Source organism: Streptomyces sannanensis, assembly GCF_039536205.1.
Lineage (GTDB): Bacteria > Actinomycetota > Actinomycetes > Streptomycetales > Streptomycetaceae > Streptomyces > Streptomyces sannanensis.
On sequence record NZ_BAAAYL010000001.1, the window covers coordinates 6,342,924 to 6,360,311 of the forward strand.

Consider the following 17,388-nt stretch of genomic DNA (forward strand, 5'->3'; position numbering starts at 1 on the left):
TCGGCGGCAGGAAGCTGCCAAGTTCCAGGAGCGGAATCGGACGGTGCGCGGGAACAACGGTGTCCCGGCCGGGTTGCCTGACCGAACCTGTCCAGGTTGGCGTCGTGGCGGAACCGGAACCGGAACCGGAACCGGAACCGTGGTGCAGGTTGTTACCCGCCCAGTCGGCGGAGATTACTCTCGAGCCGCGCTCGGAGGGTCGGGACGGCTGGGCCGGCCGGGCCGGAATTCCGCGCGGCGACCGATCTCTCTCACTCCTAGGGACCCGTTCATGCACCCCTTTTTGATGCCCGTCGTCGCCGCGCAAGCGCTGTACGTGCGCATGTCCACCGAGGCCCTGCCACCCGCGGGCGGCCCGGACTCCGGGACGGTCGGCGAGGTGGCCGGGGCCGAACCGCTGCGGGTGGCCGTGATCGGCGAATCGACGGCGGCGGGCTGCGGCGTGGAGCGGCAGGAGGAGGGGTTCACCGGCCAGTTCGCGCGGGAGCTCAGCGTGCGCACCGGACGTCCCGCGGCATGGTCGGTGCGCGGCCGGTACGGGGCCACGGCGCGGCGCATCCGTTACCGGCTGCTGCCCGAGCTGGACAGCGGCCTCCACGTGGTGGCCCTGCTGGCGGGGGCAACGACGTACTGACCCGGCGCAGCCCGCAGGACTGGGGCGACGATCTGGGGGCCGTGATCGGCGAGCTCGCGCAGCGGGCGGATCAGGTCGTGGTGACGGGCATACCGCCGTTCGCGAAGTTCCCCTCCGTCCCCGGGACACTCGGCCGTTACCTGGGAGAGCGGGCGGCCGTGCTGGACGAGGTCGCGCAGCGGGTGTGCGCGGACGTGCAGGGGGCGACGTGGATCGGTTCCACGAACGTCCTGCCGATGGGTCCGGACTTCTTCGCCCGGGACCGGTTCCACCCTTCCGCCCAGGGGTACCGCGAGTGGGCGCAGGTCGTCGCCGGGAAGTTGGCGCTGTGAGCGGGGCCGGGGAGCAGCGGCCTGGCCGCGGACTGGCCTTCCGTGCCGGGCGCACGGGATCCGCTGACGGGGCTGCCGTTCGTTGACGAGCACCGGGTGCCGGTCGCCGCGGATGCCGCGCGGGTGTGGCGGACGCTGACCGAGGTGGTCGGACGGAAGCGGGGGTGCTTTGTCCCCGCGACGCGAAGATGCATCGCATCGGCAGCCTGTGCACCACGCTCAACTGGCCCGAAAGCGAGCTCCTGGACTATCTGCGGGAGCGACTCGCGGATCAGGAGACCGACGCCTCGGTATACGACGCGATTGCGTACCACGGGCGAGAATCCTTCGGCATTCCCCACCCGAGCGTTGCTGAGCAGGAAGCCGCGCAGGCCGAGTGGGGCCAGCGCACCGCCGTCATCAAGGCAGCGATCGCAGCATGCGAGGAGCGCATCGCGAGCAGTTGAGTGCGGCGGTGATCGTTGTCGCTCGGCGTGACGGGCTGTACCGGGCTTGCGTAATTGTTGTGCTGAGGGCCCTGCGCACGGCCCCGGGCGGCCTGCCCTGGATCATTGTTCCGCCGGCCGAGGTTTTGGCCTCGGCCGGCGAGGGCGAGCGGGACATCACGGTCACTATCTCGCTGACCGTGACCGAGGAGGCCACCTACGAATTCACGGCTGACGCCGAGGTCCCGGCCGGCGTGGCCGTCGACGCCGGAGCGCTGCGTGACCACCTCGCCGACAATGAAGAGTTCTGGCTCGACCAGCTCGATCCCAGTGGCGGCAGCGGCTCCGTCTGCGTGAACGAGCGGAGTCTGGATGGCGCCTCGGTTGTCCTCGAAGCATCGTCTTCCACCGTGACCGGGAGGGACGCTGGCTCGCCGCCCACGAATATCTCTGGCTTGAGGTCCGGTCGGTTCATGCGCGGAACTCTGTGAGGTCGATGGCGTGAATTCGCAGCGGAAAACCGAACACAGGGTGCGTCGTCTCGTGCTCCGGCACCATGCCGAGCTTGCGCATTACGTTTTCGGAGGCGTCGTCGCCCACCCGGGCGATGCTGATGACGCGGTCGAGGCCGCGGTCCTGGAGCGCGAACTCCAGCGCGGCATGGGCGGCTTCGGACGCGTACCCCTGACCCCAGAACTGCCGGCCGAGCCGCCAGCTGATCTCCACGGCGGGCAGCACCTCCGGCAGGAACTCGGGCACGGACAGACCCGCGAAACCGGCCAGCTCACCCGAGGCCAGCAGCTCGACGGCGAACAGGCCGAAACCCTCCTCGTCCCACTCCTCCTCCCACCGCTCGATGGCCTCCGCCGTGGCGTCGAGGTCGAGGACCGAGCCGTCGCCGATCCAGCGCATGACCTGCGGGTCTGCGTTGATTTCCGCCATGGGGGCGAGGTCATGGTCATACCAGCGGCGGAGGAGGAGGCGGGGGGTGCGGATCTCGATCATGGCACCCATCCTGTCGAAGGCAAGGGCCTCAGCGGTAATCGGTGCCCGCCGCCCGTGCTGCCACTCCCGGACCCACGGGCCCCAGACCGGACGCGTCGGTCAGTTGATCGCGGTGTGCAGCTCTGCCACGTCGAACTGTTGCCGTGTTCAGGCTCTGCGACGCCGTGGCCAGGGGTAACCAAGCTGTCCAGCGAACTCTGGTGAGCCACCATAGACCTCGGCGGCTTGGCGCGGGTTAGTCGCCATGAGTTCCTCATCCGTCGGCCGTGGGTTCGAGTGCCACCCGCCCCACCATGCACTCTGCGTGCAGAATCGATCTGACTTGCGGTGACGCAAGAATGGTGGTGGCCGCGCCGATGCGGCGATCACCATTCACCCGCTCAGATCAAGGTCGAGAGGCCGATCCAGGACGCGGGTCACGGCGTTATGGCGCGCCTGGCCGAGAGGATAAGCGCCCTGGCCGGTCGCAAGTGCGGTATCGAGGCGGAGGCCGACCGCCTCTGTGACGTCTTCCGCATCGAGTGGGCCCACCAGCCTCCGCTGGTCGAGGACGCGCTCGGCAAGCAGATGCTCGCCCTCCTCATCCAGCTGGAGGCCGCCTGCACCGCCGCCGACGAGCTCGCCGAGGCGGTGGAAGAGGTTTTCCCTCAGCACGCGGACGCCGAGAGCTTGCTGAGTTTCCCCGGGCTCGGCATCCAGCTCGCCGCCCGGATCCTGGCCGAGATCGGGGACGACCGCACCCGCTTCGCCGACGCCCGCAGCCTGAAGGCGTACGCCGGCTCCTCACCCATCACCAGGGCCTCCGGTAAGAAGTCGGCCATCACGCGGCGGTGGGTGAAGAATGACCGGCTCAACCACGCCGGATACCTCTGGGCCTTCGCCTCACTCCGGGCATCCGACGGAGCCAACGCCCACTACCGGCGACGACGCCAGATTGGCGACTGGCATGCTGCCACCCAGCGCAACCTCTTCAACCGCATGATCAGCCAGCTCTACCACTGCCTCCAACACCGCAAGCTGTTCGACGAACACACCGCGTTCCCTGTCGAACTGGCCGCCGTGGCTTGACGGCATAGCAACGTGAGGTGTCCTACCTTCTGGTGCGGGTTGATTGGGCCATTCGTAGGGTCCTGTCGCCCGAGGGGCGCTGGGTGTGGCTGGTGAGGTGTTGCCGCTCGATGGCTGTGCAGACTTGGCCGCCCGGCGTCTCACCGACGGCCAGGCCGCTCATTGGGATTTGCGATCAGAATCCCTCCGGCGGCCGCCCGGCTGGTCCTTCTGATCAAGGGGCGGTCCGGGTGAGGTCTTTGATCCAGATCATCGGGGCTCGGAGGGGCAGGCCGGCGAGGTGGCTGGCGAGGGTCTTCCTTGGGGTCCTCCGTTATTGCTGACGTGACAGCTCGCCGGGCACGGTAGGTTCCCCGAAAGCGCAACAGCGGATGACACCACGTCACACCCAGGGGGCAGGTACAGATGGTCTCATCGCAGGTACTTCTCGGCGACGACGATGCCGAGACTGTGCTCGATGCCCACGGCCTTCGGCTGGTCAACCAACGTTCCCGCGTCGAGATCCCGCTAGCGGTGGTCCAAGAGGCCCGGACCGACGGCGGGCGGCACGTCGAGATCGTGCTCACCGACGGGGTCGTGCACCGGGTGGACGGCCGCAACGCGACCGCCGCCACCGGGTTCGTGACCGCACTGACCGCCACACTGCCCGAGCAGCGGGACCCGGCCGGGAGCACACGGGTCACCGTCACCGCTCTGAAGCAGCCGGAGAAGGACAAGCTGGAGCCGGTGGTACGGCTGCGGCTGGCGATCATCGGCGCCCTCATTCTCGCGTACCTCGGGTACGCGATCTGGGTCGGCGCCACCCGCGGGCCGGACGTGATCTTCGTGATCCTCGGGATGGTGCCACTCGCCATAGGCCTGATCATGCTGTTCTTCGCCGTGCACGACACGCTGCTCCATCTCGCGCTGAGACGGCGCGGGATCACCGTGTTCGCCACGTTCGACTTCAGGACGCGTGATGGGGCCGCCTGGTACAAGTTCACCGACGCCGACGGCGTCGAGCGCAGCCACCGGGGCAAGAACCGCGGACCGCGGACCCGGGTTGCCTACGACCCGAAGAAGCCCTGGCGAACCTCCTCACAACTGGCATGGGGCCCCCTGGTGCTCAAGGTCTTTGCCCTCACCACTGGTGGAGTACTGATGCTGCTTGCCGGCGTCGATGTGGCGTTCCTGATTCCGCTCATGCCGGAATGAAAGCGTTCTGGGCATCGGGGCGCGTTCAGGTTGTGGTCAATCTGCAGGATTCGCTCTCGTGGCGGGGCGTGATCCGGTAGATCGTCTTGTGGACGCGATCGCAGCTGATGGACGTGGAATGGGAGTTCATCGGGCCGTACCTGCCGATCGGCAGCTTCGGGCCGTACCCCGAGCGGCTGCGGCAGCAGTTCGAGGGCGTGATCTGGCGGTTCAAGACGGGCGGGCAGTGGCGGGAGATGCCGGCGGAGTTCGGGGCCTGGTCGACCGTCCACAACCGCTTCCGGCAGTGGCGGGACGCCGGCGTCTTCGAGGCCCTGCTGGGGGGGCTGATCGCGGAGGCCGCGAAGCGGGGTGAGGTGGACTTGTCCCTGGTCAGCGTGGACTCCACCACCGTGCGGGCTCACCACGACGCCGCCGGAATGCATCTCGGCCAGGACGTCATCACCGCACTGGAGAAGGCTGCCGTCGAGGAGGAGAAGGCCCGGCAAAAGGGGGCGGCCCGGAAGAACAAGTCCGGCAGGAGAGCGGAAACGATCCTAATCAGGGCGAACGGCGACGTATCCGCCGCCGCAAGGTCCGGCTGAAAGCCGCCCTGCTCGGACGCTCAGGGGGTGGGCAGACCAGCAAGGCCCACCTTGCCGGCGACCGGGAATGCCGCCCGCTGGCCTTCGTCCTGACTGCGGGGCAGACCGCCGACAGCCCGCAGTTCATCCCCGTGCTCAAGAAAGTGCGGGTCCGCGGGCCTGTAGGCCGTCCCCGCACCCGGCCCGACGCGGTCGCCGGGGACAAGGCCTACTTGTCCCGCGGCAACCGCGCCCACCTGCGGAAGCGCCGCATCAAGGCGGTCATCCCGGAGAAGAAGGACCAGGCCGCCAGCCGGAAGAAGCGGGGCAGCAAGGGCGGTAGGCCAGTCGGCCACGATGTCGGCCTCTACAAGGAACGGAACACCGTCGAACGCCTGATCAACAAGCTGAAGGCCTGGCGGGGTGTCGCTACCCGCTTCGACAAGACCCCCGCGACTTACCTCGCTGGCCTCCACCTTCGCGCCTCGATGATCTGGATCAAAGGCCTCACCCGGAACGGTCATTGATCACAACCCGATACGCTCCCTAGAACTGCTCGACCTCGACCGGAAGATCGCCGAGCTCGACGAGGACATTGCGAAGGCTTTCCAGGCCCATCCGCACTCGGAGATCGTGACGAGCATGCCCGGCATCGGGCCTCTGCTCGGTGCTGAGTTCCTCGCAGCCACCAGCGGCGACATGAGCCTGTTCGGCAGCGCAGACCGGCTCGCGACCTATGCCGGACCGGCCCCCACCCCGCACGACTCCGGACGCGTCAGTGGGAACCTGCACCGCCCCACCCGCTACCACCGCGGGCTCCAACGCGTCTTCTACATGTCTGCCATGAGCAGCATCCACTTCTGCCCGGAATCCCGCCGCTTTTACCAGCGCAAACGAAGCGAAGGGAAACGTCATACCCAGGCCGTCCTGGCCCTGGCCCGTCGACGCGTCAACGTCCTCTGGGCTCTACTCCGAGACGGACGCCGCTTCGAACCCGCACAACCCGCCACAGGCACAGCTTGACAAGCCCATTGGGAAGTCTGCCTTATGCGCCGGCCGCCACCCGGCCACCCGAACGGGACCTGGACCGAACTCCCGTTCTCTGGCCGCGTTCCAAAGCCAGAAAGATAACGGCTTCAGAGACCATCAGCGAGGACACGCGCGGCTTCGACGGCGGCAGGAACTACCCGGTGACGACTGTTCCCCTCTTATCCGACACATGACCGCCACCTCGCCTTCACTCTCACGTATGCATGTCCATGTCACGCTTTCCCGACTGCTCTTTCAACCCGCGTAGATCGGACGTCCCCCATGCCCGTGGCCCCCATACGTCGCCGCTGGAAGACCGTCGCCCTGGCGGCGTCCGCCGCCCTGGTCGGTCTCAGCGTCCCCGCCCTGACCGCGTCTCCCGCCGGCGCCGCGACCACCGCGTACGACGACACCTACTACGCCGACGCCACCGGCAAGACCGGCCCGGCGCTGAAGAACTCCCTGCACTCCATCATCCGCAACCAGACGAAACTCTCGTATTCTGCCGTCTGGGACGCCCTGAAGGTCACCGACCAGGACCCGAACAACAGCAACAACGTGATCCTGCTGTACTCGGGCATCTCCCGCAGCAAGTCCCTCAACGGCGGTGCCATGGGCGACTGGAACCGCGAGCACGTGTGGGCCAAGTCCCACGGCAACTTCGGCACGTCCATCGGTCCCGGCACCGACCTGCACCACCTGCGCCCCGAGGATGTCCGGGTCAACTCCATCCGCGACAACAAGGACTTCGACAACGGCGGCAGCTCGTTCATCGACAGCGGCGGCAGCCTGACCGACTCCAACTCCTTCGAGCCCCGCGACGCGGTCAAGGGCGACGTGGCCCGCATGATCCTCTATATGGCAGTCCGCTACGAGGGCACGGACGGCTGGCCCGACCTGGAGCCCAACGACTCCGTCACCAACGGCAGCGCCCCGTACCACGGCCGCCTCTCGGTCCTGAAGCAGTGGCACGAGCAGGACCCGCCGAGCGCGTTCGAGGAGCGCCGCAACGACGTCATCTACAACTCCTACCAGCACAACCGGAATCCGTTCATCGACCACCCGGAGTGGGTCGAGGAGATCTGGTAGCAGTCCGGTTCCCGTGGTGCCCGGCGAGGGACTGTACAGCCAACGGCTCTGTTCCGTAGTCGGTGGTGACGCTGCGGCTCTGCCTGCCACCACGGGGCATGGAAGACGTCGACTCCCTTGTAAGTGTGGTGGTTTCTGGGTTATCGGCGCTGGCCGTTGAGGATGTGACGGATGGCGGCGAGGTGGTCCGGGTCACGGCCCGGACCCGGGATGTTCCGGTGCCCTGCCCGGTGTGCGGGGTACCGACGGGAAAGGTGCACGGGTATCACCGCCGGATGGTGGCGGATGTGCCGGTGGACGGCCGCCGGGTCGTGGTCCGCGTCCGGGTGCGGCGCCTGGTCTGCCCGGTCCTGGGCTGCCGGCGGCAGACCTTCCGCGAGCAGATCCCAGGGCTGCTGGAGCGCCACCGACGCCGCACCATGCGTCTGACCGGCCAGCTGTCGAAGGTGGTCAAGGAGTTATGCGGCCGGGCGGCCGCCCGGCTCACCCGCGTCCTGTCCGTGCCCGTCTTCTGCGCCACCGCCCTGGGGAGAGTCTGGAGTTCGGCTATCCGCTCCTGCGGCTGCCGGCCCTGGTCGAGTGCGGCACCCGCGCGCTCATAGCCGCCGCCTTCGGAGGGTCCGAGGGTGAACTCCCGTATGCCAAGCGGCTTCTGACTGCCATGGACAAGTCGATGCTCCTGCTGGCCGACGCGGCCTTCGACGGCAACGAGTTCCTTGATGCCGTCCATCAGAGCGGGGCGCGGTTCCTGGTGCGCTCCGGGGCCCGCTGCGTCCCCACGCCCGCCGAGCACCTGGGTGAGCGTCAGATCACCCAATTCCGCTGAACAACCGAGGCTGGCGGGCGGCTAACGGCGATCAGGCCCTCCAGCGGCGCGGTGAAGAAACCGGCGTTCCTCCAGACCTGGAAGCGTCCGTAGACGGTCGGCCAAGGCCCGAACTCGCCCGGCATCTCGCGCCATTACGCGCCTTTCCTGAACCGCCGGATCACCCCCTCGAACTGATCCCGCAGCCGCCCGGGGTACGGGCCGTACTCACCTATCGGCAGGAACGGCTCAATCACCAACTTCCAATGCTTGTAAGGGAGTTGCCTGCGCGCAAACTCGCCTTCCTGCCGGATCCGCCTTCCATGCGGATCTGGATCGGCAAGTTTAATCACGACATCACACAGGCCCTAACGCAACGGTGTTGAATTCATCGATGTACTTGTGCGCCTCGTCGAACACGAACAGTTTGTTGAAGTGCTCGCCGTCGCTGCGTGCCTCGGCGAAGAGCTGAATTTAGGGAGTTGCGACTCTCCTCATGAAATAGACGGTCAGAATCCTGTCCGGAAAACGCGAGCCCCTCACGTTCAATTCCGCCCGTCCGGCGAACGGGAAGGAGAACCTGGGGCTGCTCTGGCCGCGGTACGGCTTCGACCTGCACGCCGAGAGCACCGCCAAGGGCGGCACCACCGGCCACTTTGACCTCGACCCAGTCCGGTGGCCCTGCGGACACCGACAAGGCCGAGGCGGAGGCGTCCACCGGCGACGGTGCCACCTGGCGCCCCGCGACGGTGAAGACCGCCAGTGCGCGGTAGCCCATTGTCTGATCGACACACCTCTGCAATCCTCGCTCGGTCGGCTATGGCTGCCCTGCCGGGCCGCCGGTCGACAGTGAACGCAGAAAGGAACTCACGTGACGCGCAGACGTCGCCAGTTGCTCGCCGCACTCGTAGCCGGGATACTCGCCATCCTGACCTGTGTAGTGGCAACTTATCCGTCAGAAAATGCAACACAGGCACAGAGAGCCGAAACCGCCCAGGATCTGGACAAGCTGCACGAGGCCTCCCCTGGTGACCCGCTCGAGGAAGGCTCGGAGTACGGCGAGGAAGGCGAGGAAGGCGAGGAAGGCGAGGAAAACCCGGGAACCGCCGCGCAAGTCCAATTCCGCCAGCGCGCCTACCCCGGTGACACCATCACCATGGCGCAGGCGAACGGCGCGCGTGCCGCCTACCGCTTCGCCAAGGGCCGACCGTTCCCGACGGGCAAGGGACAGAAGGGCACCTGGGTCACGGTGGGGCCCAAGGAGGCGGTCTACCCGTACTCCCCGACCCGCGACTCGTCCAGCTATCTGCCCAACGAGTACGTCGCGGGTGGCCGTACCACCGATGTGGCGATCAGCCCCACCTGCGAACCGGGTCACTGCAAGATGTGGGTCACGGCCGCCGGTGGTGGCGTCTGGCGGACCGACAATGCGCTCGCCGACGAGCCGCGCTGGCGGTACCTCGGCGGCCCGCTGGGCATCAACGCCGCCGGTACGGTGAGCATCGACCGCAACGACGCCACCGGCAACACGCTCTACGTCGGCACTGGCGAGGCCAACGGCTGCTCCTCCGGTTGCGTGGCCGGCGTCGGCATCTACAAGTCCACCAACGGTGGCGACACCTGGACCGGGCCACTGGGCCAGGCGGAACTCGGTGGCAAGGGCATCAGCCAGATTGCGGTCAAGCCGGGTGACCCCCGTACGATTTACGCCGGCACCACCACCGCGATGCGCGGCATATCGAGCACCTGCTGCTCCGGGATCAGCCGCCCGGTGCCCGACGCGGCCAAGTGGGGCCTCTACAAGTCCACCGATGGTGGAGCCACCTGGACCTTCGTCCACAACGGGTCGGCCGACGCCGCGGAGTGCACCGGCAGCCAAGCCGACTACAGCAACCAGACCGCCTGCTCGCCGACGGGTGTCCAGGGCGTCGAACTGGACCCCGGCAACCCGGAGATCGTGTACGCGTCCTCGTGGTCGCGGGGCATCTGGCGGTCGCCGGACGGTGGCACCACCTGGACGCAGATCAAGCCGTCGCTCAATGCGACGATCGCCTATACTCGGGCCGCCTTCGACGTGACCCGGCTGCCGAACGGCAAGACCCGGATGTACGTCTACGAGGGCAACATGAACAAGCCGGCCGCCCGGCTGTTCCGCAGCGATGACGTGGCCACCGGCGCCCCGTCCTTCACCGATCTGAGCAGCTCCGACACCGGCAAGCCCGGGTTCGCCACGTTCAACATCTGCGGCCAGCTGTGCTGGTACGACGTCTTCGTCCACACCCCGGAGGGGCACCCGGACATGGTCTACGTCGGCGGTTCCTACGCCTACGGTGAGTCCATCTCCAACAGCCGAGCGGTAATCCTCTCCACCGACGCTGGGGAGAGTGGCACCGACATGACGATGGACGGCACCGACGAACTGCATCCGAACGGCCTGCACCCGGACCAGCATGCCCTGGTGACGAACCCCAAAAACCCGTTCCAGTTCTTTGAGGCCAGTGACGGCGGCATGATGCGGTCCAGTGGCACGATGGTCGACCGCTCGGCGTGGTGCGACAACCCTCGCCGGAAGCTGAGCGGGAAATCACTACTCCGCTGCAGGCAGATGCTCTCCCGCATCCCGGCTGAGCTGAGCAGCATCAACAAGGGTATGAACACATTGCAGTTCATGAGCCTGTCGGTCAGCCCGCACAACAGCAACGTGCTACAGGGCGGGACGCAGGACAACGGCACCTGGCAGACCGACGGCAGCCCGAACCTGTGGCGGAACACCGCGACCGGCGACGGCGGTCAGTCGGGCTTCGACGTCGGCCGGCCGGAGTTCCGCTTCCACACCTTCTCCAGCGCGTCTCCGGAGGTGAACTTCAACAACGGAAACAACGCCGACTGGATCTGGACCGCCGACCCGATCAATGGGAAGGCCTGGACCGAGTTCTACCCGCCGATCATCAGCGACCCGAAGGTCAGCGGCACGATGTTCGCCGGCGCCGGGCGGTCGGTCTACCGGACCAAGACGTTCGGGCTCGGTGACCGGACGCTCGAGGAGGCCAATCGGCTCTGCAACTCCAGGCACCGCGACCGCAAGGTGCAGTGCGGCGACTGGGTCGAGCTCGGGTCCACTCCGCTCAACGCCGCTTCCTGGGGCGACCGGGACGGGAGCGGGGTGACGGCCGTCGAGCGCACCACCGCCGACAGCGCCACCGCCTGGGCGGCGACGGCCACCGGCCGGGTTTTCATCTCCAACAACGTCGACGCGGAGCCGGCGACCTCGGTCTCCTGGACCCGGATCGACGACGACGCGGTGACGCCGAACCGGTTCATCAGCAGCATCCACGTCGATCCCGCTGACGGAAACCACGCCTGGATCTCCTACAGCGGCTTCAACTCGGCCACGCCGACCGCCCCGGGGCACGTGTTCGAGGTCCGGTTCGACCCGGCGACCGGCAAGGCCAGCTGGACCGACCGCTCGTACGACTTCGGTGACCTGCCGGTCAATGACCTGGTGCGCGACGATGCTACCGGTGACCTCTACGCGGCGACCGACTTCGGCGTGCTGCGGCTCGCGGCCGGGACCACGACGTGGACCGAGGGTGCCCCGGGGATGCCCAACGTCGAGGTGGCGGGCCTGACCGTCGTGCCGGGCAAGCGGATCCTCTACGCCGCGACCCACGGGCTCGGAGCCTGGAGGCTCAATTTCGACTCCAAATGACACTGAGAGGGCGTTTGAAGAGCTCTTGTAGCGCTTCGTCACCCAGTGTCCCGGCAGTGACCGAGCGACTGACCTGCGATCTCGCCTCAACGTCGCCGAGCGCCTCGCCGTCCAGTCCGGGCTGTCGCGACAGGACTGTCGATATGTCCGATTGGGTAGACAGCGAGGATGTTCCCACAACGGGGTGAACCACCGCGAAAGCTCAACGAGCGCCCTCTGAAGAAGAACCGGGCGAGGGGCCGCACCCGCGGCCCCTCGCCCTACCCCTCGGCGACGGCGCGGCTTACGATGAGCTGATGCAGTATCCGGGCCGCTTGCGGAACCGGATGTCGGGGTGGGGTCGATCAAGTGGGTACGGGTTCGAGGGTGACTTGGTGGCCGAGAACCTGGAGCCGGCGGACGAGGTCGCGGGTTCTGCGGGCTGGGTTGAGATGACGCTGATGCCAGTCGGCGCCGAGTTCCTCGTAGGAGGCGCCGGGGTCGTTGATCAAGTGCCAGGCGATGACGAGTTTCGAGCAGGCGACGGCGACCAGGGCTTTGGCGTGTCCGCGGCTTTTGACGATGCGCCGGTAGCGGGCGCCGAGGAAAGTGTCGGTGCGAGCGGCGGCGTCGGCAGCCTCCCCGAGCGTGTGTGGGCGGGGCTGCCCGGGGAGCCTTGAAGGGTGGCGGAGAAGCTGATCGGCGTGCTCAAAGCGATAGTGTGCGGCCCTTCGGGCGGCTACCTCACCAGACTCCTGTGCGGGCTCACAGCCCAGACATCGACCGGCGTCGACAGACAGCCCCACACCCGATTTTCACGCCCGCGAGGCGTCATCCGCAGGTGAACGGCTGACTCCTATGAGGTCACAAGCGCCCGTCCGGCCGTGCGTGGTGACGCCCGGCGGGCCGACACATCCCCAACAGGCCAGCCGAAACGTCAGTCAGAGCACGGGTCGGACCCGCCGGCGACGTCACCACGTCACATCCTCACTGTCAGAGCAGCTCGAGAAGGCGCGTACGGCGAAGAACGATCAGCTGAGCGGCCGCGACGGCGACAGCGCTGATCAGCAGCATGATCGAGAGGGTGCTGGCATACCCGAGCTCGCCGTACAGGAATGCGCGGCGGTAGACGTAGAGCGGTGCCACCAGTGTCGCGGAGTGCGGTTCGCCGGCTGTGATCAGCAGGGCCGGGATGAATGTGGTGTGCAGGAGAAGGACGACGTCCCGCAGTGCGAGCAAGGTAAGGACCGGTGCCATCAGCGGCAGCGTGATGCGTCTGAAGGTGAAGACGCGTCCCGCGCCTTCCATGGCAGCGGCTTCGTACAGGGAGCCTGGCAGGAGGCGGCGGGCTGCGAGGGCGACGAGGAAACCCTCGCCCATCTGGAGGGAGACGACGAGCGCGAGTCCGCCTCGTGCGGCAGCGGGGTCGGTGAACCAGCCGGGTGAGGGGAGGCCGAATGCTTCGAGGGTGAGAGGTAGCGGCCCGTAAAGAGGGTTGAGAAGCCAGAGCCACAGGAGAGCCCAAGCGGCGTCAGGAATGATGGACGGCAGGAATACTGCGGTGCGGGCGACGCTGTTCATGCCGCTGCGGCGGTGGAGTAGGAGCGCGCAGCCGATGGCGAGTGCGGTTCGCAGGGGTATGGCTATGGCTGCGATCTTGGCCGAGTTGGCGAGAGAGTGCCAGAAGGTTTCGTCGGTGGCGAGTCGGTGCCAGTTGTCGAGGCCGGTGAATGAGGGGGCGCCGAAGCCGTAGTAGTCGGTGAAGGCGAGCCATGCCGAGCCGATGAGTGGGATGCCCACCAGAAGGGCTGTGGCGGCGAGCCACGGTAGGGCCAGTGCTGTCGGCCGATGTCTGAGTGAGGGTGTGCGCGCGCTGTCCCATCTGCGGCGAGGGGTGGGCCGAGTGGGTTGGCGGTGTTGTCCGTTCATGCGGTGCGCGGTCCTTCGGCCGAAGCGAAGTGGTGTTCGTCGGCGTTGCTCCAGGTGATGCCGGTCTCGCTTCCGGGCCGGGGCACACCGGCCGAGGACGGTACCCTGACCAGAATGCGCGTGGTGTCGGGGCATACGACGTGAAGGACCGTCTCTTCGCCGCTTGGCTCCACGGCGGCGACGCGTCCCGTCAGATGCCCGTGTCCGGCCTGTGCCAGGTGTGTCCGCTCAGGCCGGATGCCGGTCACCGGACCGCTCTCGCGGCCCAGCGCTTCGGGTGGCAGCAGGTTCATCGGCAGAGTTCCGATGAAGCGTGCGATGAATGCCGTGCTCGGGCGCGCGTAGAGCTCGTCAGGTGTGCCCACCTGCTCGATACGGCCTGCCCGGACGACGGCGATACGGTCGCCCAAGGCAAGTGCCTCGGTCTGGTCATGAGTGACGTAAAGCATCGACACGCCCAGACGGCGCTGGAGTTCGCGGATTTCGACGCGCGTGCGCAGTCGCAGGTCGGGGTCGAGGTTGGCGAGAGGTTCGTCGAGGAGGAAGGCCTTGGGCCGGCGGACCATGGCCCGGGCGAGTGCTACGCGTTGGCGTTCTCCGCCTGACAGTTCGCGGGGGTACCGGGCCAGAGCTGCGGTGAGGCCGAGCATGGCTGCGGCCTGGGCGACGTCGGTGGTGATCTGGGTCTTGGGCACGCCTCGGGCGCGCTGGCCGAAGGCGATGTTCTCGGTGACGGTGAGATGGGGGAAGAGTGCGTAGTCCTGGAAGACCAGTGAGATGTCTCGATCGCCTGGTGCGGCCGTCGTGACGTCGCGTCCGCCAATCTCGATTCGGCCGGCGTCGAGTGCCTCGAGTCCGGCAGTTGCTCTGAGCAGAGTGCTCTTTCCGGAACCTGACGGTCCTACGACCACCATGAGCTCGCCCCTGGCCACGTGCAGATCGACCTCGGCCAGGGCGGTGATGGGCTGCTTACGGCGTGAACGGTAGGACTTGTGTGCACCGTGGATTGCGATGCCCATGGTCATGTCTCCAAGTCGCGGCGGGCGAGCGTTCGTTGTGCGACGAGGAAAACGAGCGCGGCGGGGGCGGTGGCCATGACGGCTGCTGCCATGTAGAGCGGATGCAGTGTCGGCTCGAGTGCGGAGAGGGAGCGCAGGCCGAGTGCGAGCGGCCAGTCGTCCTCCGCGGTGAGCAGGATGAGCGGGTCGATGAAGTTCCCCCAGTAGGAGGCGAAGGCGAGCGCGGCCACGGCGAACATGGTCGGCCGGGCGAGTGGGAATGCGACCGACCTCCAGATGCGAAACACCGATGCCTGTTCGATTGCCGCGACCTCGTACAAGGACCGTGGGATGCGGTGGTAGGCGAGTGCGAAGAGCAGCACGTAGAACGGTGTGGTTCCCATGATCGCGGGCAGCGCGACGACGAGGGTGTGGTCGGTCAGCCCCAGCTGCTCCAGCATCACCTTGCGCGGCACCCACATGGCGGACGCGGGCATGCTGAGCACCACCAGCGCCAAACCGATCAGCAGGCGTCGTACGGCGGGGCGCGCCATGACGATCGCAAACCCGGCCCAGGAAGCGACAAGTACGGTGGCCGGTACCGCGGTTGACACGATGAGGACCGAGTTCAGCAGCTGTTGGCCGAGCTGGATCAGCCCGGCAGCGGTTTCGTAGTTACCCGACCAGAGCACGTCCGGCAGGAGTTCGAGCCCGCCGGGAGGCGGCAGTCCAGGCTTGCGCAGCGAGCCGATGACCATGATGGCCAGCGGGAAGAAGAACACGAACCCGACTATGCCGGCTGCCAAGGCCCGTCCTGCCGTGCTGCCACGGAGTCGGGCCGGTCGTCGTACATGTGCCTGCTGATGCACTGTCATTTCGGCGGGCCCGGTAGTTCCACAACCACGATGACCTGGCCGCACGACCCCTCGCTCATGCTGACGAACCCTTGGCCGTGGGGTGTTTTGACGAAGATCTCCGCGTCGATACCGTCATTCTGCTCGCTGAGGACGGTGAAGCCGGCTTGGTCCGCCAGCTTGTGCATGTGTCTGAAGGCCTCCCGGATCGATTCCCGGGTGGAGATCACCACATAGGTGAAGTCGTGCTGCTTGCGGACGTCGGTGACCACGCCGAGCTCGCCGACCTTGAGCCCGGACGGTATGTCCGAGATATTGGCTGCCGGGCTGGGGCCCGGGCAGGTGGCAGCGACTTCTGCCGCGCCGGGCCCGGGTCCGGCGCTTGCCGTGGGATGGGTGCAGGCCGTCAGCAGGGCTACGCAGGCCCCTGCGGTGATCAGCCCTGACAGAAGCCTCCTCATCGGGTGCTGTCACTGGAGGCGAACAACGGCCGGGTGCGCTCGTCGATCCGCTTGATCACGTCATCCAGGGGTGCACCGTCGTGGAAGGCGCGGGCCAGTTCCTCGCCGGCTATGTCCTCGATCTCCGGCCAGGTTGCCAGGACCGGGAGGCTCTTGAGATGCGGAAGGCCGTCGAGGAACGCCTGGGAGTTGGCCGGCTTCTTGACAGGGTCGAGGAAGGCCGACGAGTTGGCGACCTCGCGCAGGGAGGGCACCACACGTCCGCTCATCGAGGTGATCTGCTGGCCGTCCTTCCCGGTGGCGTAGGCGATGAAGCGGGCGGCTTCGTCGTGGTGCTTCGACTTGCGGGCGACGCAGTAGGCGTCCGAGTGCAGGACGCCGGCCGGCTTGCGGGTCACCGGAAGGGCGGCAACGTCCCAGTCGAGATTCTGTACTTCGCGCAGGGCCGGGGTGTCCCTACGGGAACCGAGGTACATCGCGAGCTTGCCGGAGGCGAATCGGGCCTCCAGGTCCTGACCCGCGAGCTCGGTCCTGTCCGGTCCTGCTCCCTCGTCCCGCACGAGCTGCACCAGCGACTCCAGGGTCTGCCGAGCAGCGGGCGTGTCGAGCGTGAGTCGCGTCGGGTGCTGGGGGTCGTCGACGATGTCACCGCCGTTGCTCCAGACGAACGGAGCAAGGCGAACGATGGAGGGATCCATTCCCAGGCCATGGACGCCGTCGCCGGTGAGGCGGATGGCCGCTTCCTTGAACTGCTCGAAGGTCCACCCCGGCTTCGGGGCCTGCACACCCGCCTTGGCGAACAGCGTGCGGTTGTAGTAGACGACCAGCGAGGAGAGGTTCTGGGGCATGCACTGCACCTGCCCGTCGTACGTGAACGCGCTGATCGGCTGCTCGTAGTAGTCCGCTGTGTCCACGCCGAGGCCGGCCAGGCGAGGGCCGATCGGTTCGATGGCACCGCGGGCCGCGAACTGGGCGTACTCCCGGTAGTTGATCAGGAAGACATCCGGCGGGTTGCCGCCGGCGAACGCTGTCGACAGGCGGGTGAGGTGATCGGATTTCTCCGCGACGGGCACGAGTTGCACCTTCGTCCCGGGATGGCTCTGCTCGTAGGCTTTCGCTATCGCGCTATATCCGGCAGTCTCCCCCGGCTCGCCCGAGACCTGGACACGGATGGTGGTGTCGCCGCTGGTGGCGGGCGTGGCAGTGGTTCCGCAGCCGACCAGGAGGGCAGCGACGCCTGCCGCCAGGGCTATTCGACGCTTGATCATCTTTCTCACTTTTCTCTGTACGCAGCTGCACATCAGCTAAGTCTTG

At 67.3% G+C, this 17,388-nt stretch carries 16 protein-coding genes and 4 pseudogenes; 13 read left to right on the top strand and 7 right to left on the bottom strand.

The genetic code is table 11. The annotated features are described in order from the left end of the window. Positions 1 to 271: 271 nt before the first annotated feature. The 4 genes from ABD858_RS29590 (at position 272) to ABD858_RS29605 (ending at position 1,882) form a co-directional block, all read left to right on the top strand. Positions 272 to 634: an SGNH/GDSL hydrolase family protein gene (locus tag ABD858_RS29590; protein WP_345043212.1), complete on the top strand. Its 363-nt coding sequence runs from the start codon at positions 272 to 274 to the stop codon at positions 632 to 634. Next, entirely contained in the window at positions 517 to 966 is a 450-nt protein-coding gene (locus ABD858_RS29595) for a GDSL-type esterase/lipase family protein (protein ID WP_345043215.1), read from the top strand. Before ABD858_RS29590 ends, ABD858_RS29595 begins: the two co-directional genes overlap by 118 nt. Before the next feature lie 164 nt (positions 967 to 1,130). Then, a complete protein-coding gene (locus ABD858_RS29600) occupies positions 1,131 to 1,412 on the top strand; it encodes a hypothetical protein (RefSeq protein WP_345043217.1) in 282 nt (93 codons plus the stop codon). Continuing rightward, the gene (locus ABD858_RS29605) at positions 1,409 to 1,882 is read left to right on the top strand and encodes a hypothetical protein (protein WP_345043220.1); all 474 of its coding nucleotides are present in this window, start codon (positions 1,409 to 1,411) and stop codon (positions 1,880 to 1,882) included. Before ABD858_RS29600 ends, ABD858_RS29605 begins: the two co-directional genes overlap by 4 nt. On the opposite strand, the gene ABD858_RS29610 is transcribed toward ABD858_RS29605, so the two are convergent. Beyond that, entirely contained in the window at positions 1,863 to 2,396 is a 534-nt protein-coding gene (locus ABD858_RS29610; protein WP_345043222.1) for a GNAT family N-acetyltransferase, read from the bottom strand. The genes ABD858_RS29605 and ABD858_RS29610 overlap by 20 nt on opposite strands. Positions 2,397 to 2,855: 459 nt before the next feature. On the opposite strand from ABD858_RS29610, the pseudogene ABD858_RS29615 reads away from it, so the two are divergent. From ABD858_RS29615 to ABD858_RS29645, 7 genes and pseudogenes are all read left to right on the top strand, one after another. Continuing rightward, positions 2,856 to 3,464: pseudogene (locus tag ABD858_RS29615) on the top strand (transposase); the annotation flags it as partial. A 405-nt stretch (positions 3,465 to 3,869) separates the two neighbouring features. Further along, positions 3,870 to 4,658 (top strand): hypothetical protein, encoded by a 789-nt coding sequence (locus ABD858_RS29620; RefSeq protein ID WP_345043225.1) that lies wholly within the window; start codon positions 3,870 to 3,872, stop codon positions 4,656 to 4,658. 107 nt (positions 4,659 to 4,765) lie between these two features. Continuing rightward, positions 4,766 to 5,748 (top strand): annotated as a pseudogene (locus ABD858_RS29625) (IS5 family transposase). A gap of 22 nt (positions 5,749 to 5,770) precedes the next feature. After that, a pseudogene (locus ABD858_RS29630) lies at positions 5,771 to 6,244 on the top strand (transposase); the annotation flags it as partial. Positions 6,245 to 6,532: 288 nt separating this feature from the next. Next, complete coding sequence (locus tag ABD858_RS29635) at positions 6,533 to 7,339, top strand: endonuclease I family protein (RefSeq protein WP_345043227.1); 807 nt, start codon at positions 6,533 to 6,535, stop codon at positions 7,337 to 7,339. Between the two features lie 98 nt (positions 7,340 to 7,437). Then, positions 7,438 to 7,866: pseudogene (locus tag ABD858_RS29640) on the top strand (transposase family protein); the annotation flags it as partial. Positions 7,867 to 8,000: 134 nt separating this feature from the next. Next, positions 8,001 to 8,165 (top strand): hypothetical protein, encoded by a 165-nt coding sequence (locus ABD858_RS29645; RefSeq protein WP_345043230.1) that lies wholly within the window; start codon positions 8,001 to 8,003, stop codon positions 8,163 to 8,165. Here ABD858_RS29645 and ABD858_RS36945 read toward each other — a convergent pair. Then, positions 8,144 to 8,290: a hypothetical protein gene (locus ABD858_RS36945; protein WP_425586270.1), complete on the bottom strand. Its 147-nt coding sequence runs from the start codon at positions 8,288 to 8,290 to the stop codon at positions 8,144 to 8,146. The two genes, ABD858_RS29645 and ABD858_RS36945, sit on opposite strands and share 22 nt — an antisense overlap. Positions 8,291 to 9,015: 725 nt before the next feature. Here ABD858_RS36945 and ABD858_RS29655 point away from each other — a divergent pair. Next, on the top strand, positions 9,016 to 11,853 hold the full coding sequence (locus ABD858_RS29655) for a beta propeller repeat protein (RefSeq protein ID WP_345043232.1): 2,838 nt from the start codon (positions 9,016 to 9,018) through the stop codon (positions 11,851 to 11,853). Positions 11,854 to 12,227: 374 nt separating this feature from the next. Beyond that, on the top strand, positions 12,228 to 12,512 hold the full coding sequence (locus ABD858_RS29660; RefSeq protein WP_345043234.1) for a hypothetical protein: 285 nt from the start codon (positions 12,228 to 12,230) through the stop codon (positions 12,510 to 12,512). 313 nt (positions 12,513 to 12,825) lie between these two features. Here ABD858_RS29660 and ABD858_RS29665 read toward each other — a convergent pair whose 3' ends face one another. The 5 genes from ABD858_RS29665 to ABD858_RS29685 all read right to left on the bottom strand — a co-directional run bounded on the left by ABD858_RS29665 (position 12,826) and on the right by ABD858_RS29685 (position 17,342). Further along, positions 12,826 to 13,632 (bottom strand): carbohydrate ABC transporter permease, encoded by an 807-nt coding sequence (locus ABD858_RS29665; RefSeq protein WP_345043236.1) that lies wholly within the window; start codon positions 13,630 to 13,632, stop codon positions 12,826 to 12,828. Between the two features lie 125 nt (positions 13,633 to 13,757). Then, positions 13,758 to 14,780 (bottom strand): ABC transporter ATP-binding protein, encoded by a 1,023-nt coding sequence (locus ABD858_RS29670; RefSeq protein ID WP_345043239.1) that lies wholly within the window; start codon positions 14,778 to 14,780, stop codon positions 13,758 to 13,760. Between the two features lie 2 nt (positions 14,781 to 14,782). Then, the gene (locus ABD858_RS29675; RefSeq protein WP_345043241.1) at positions 14,783 to 15,565 is read right to left on the bottom strand and encodes a carbohydrate ABC transporter permease; all 783 of its coding nucleotides are present in this window, start codon (positions 15,563 to 15,565) and stop codon (positions 14,783 to 14,785) included. 65 nt (positions 15,566 to 15,630) lie between these two features. After that, the gene (locus ABD858_RS29680; protein ID WP_345043244.1) at positions 15,631 to 15,885 is read right to left on the bottom strand and encodes a hypothetical protein; all 255 of its coding nucleotides are present in this window, start codon (positions 15,883 to 15,885) and stop codon (positions 15,631 to 15,633) included. A 185-nt stretch (positions 15,886 to 16,070) separates the two neighbouring features. Further along, a complete protein-coding gene (locus ABD858_RS29685; RefSeq protein WP_345043246.1) occupies positions 16,071 to 17,342 on the bottom strand; it encodes an ABC transporter substrate-binding protein in 1,272 nt (423 codons plus the stop codon). Between the last annotated feature and the right edge of the window lie 46 nt (positions 17,343 to 17,388).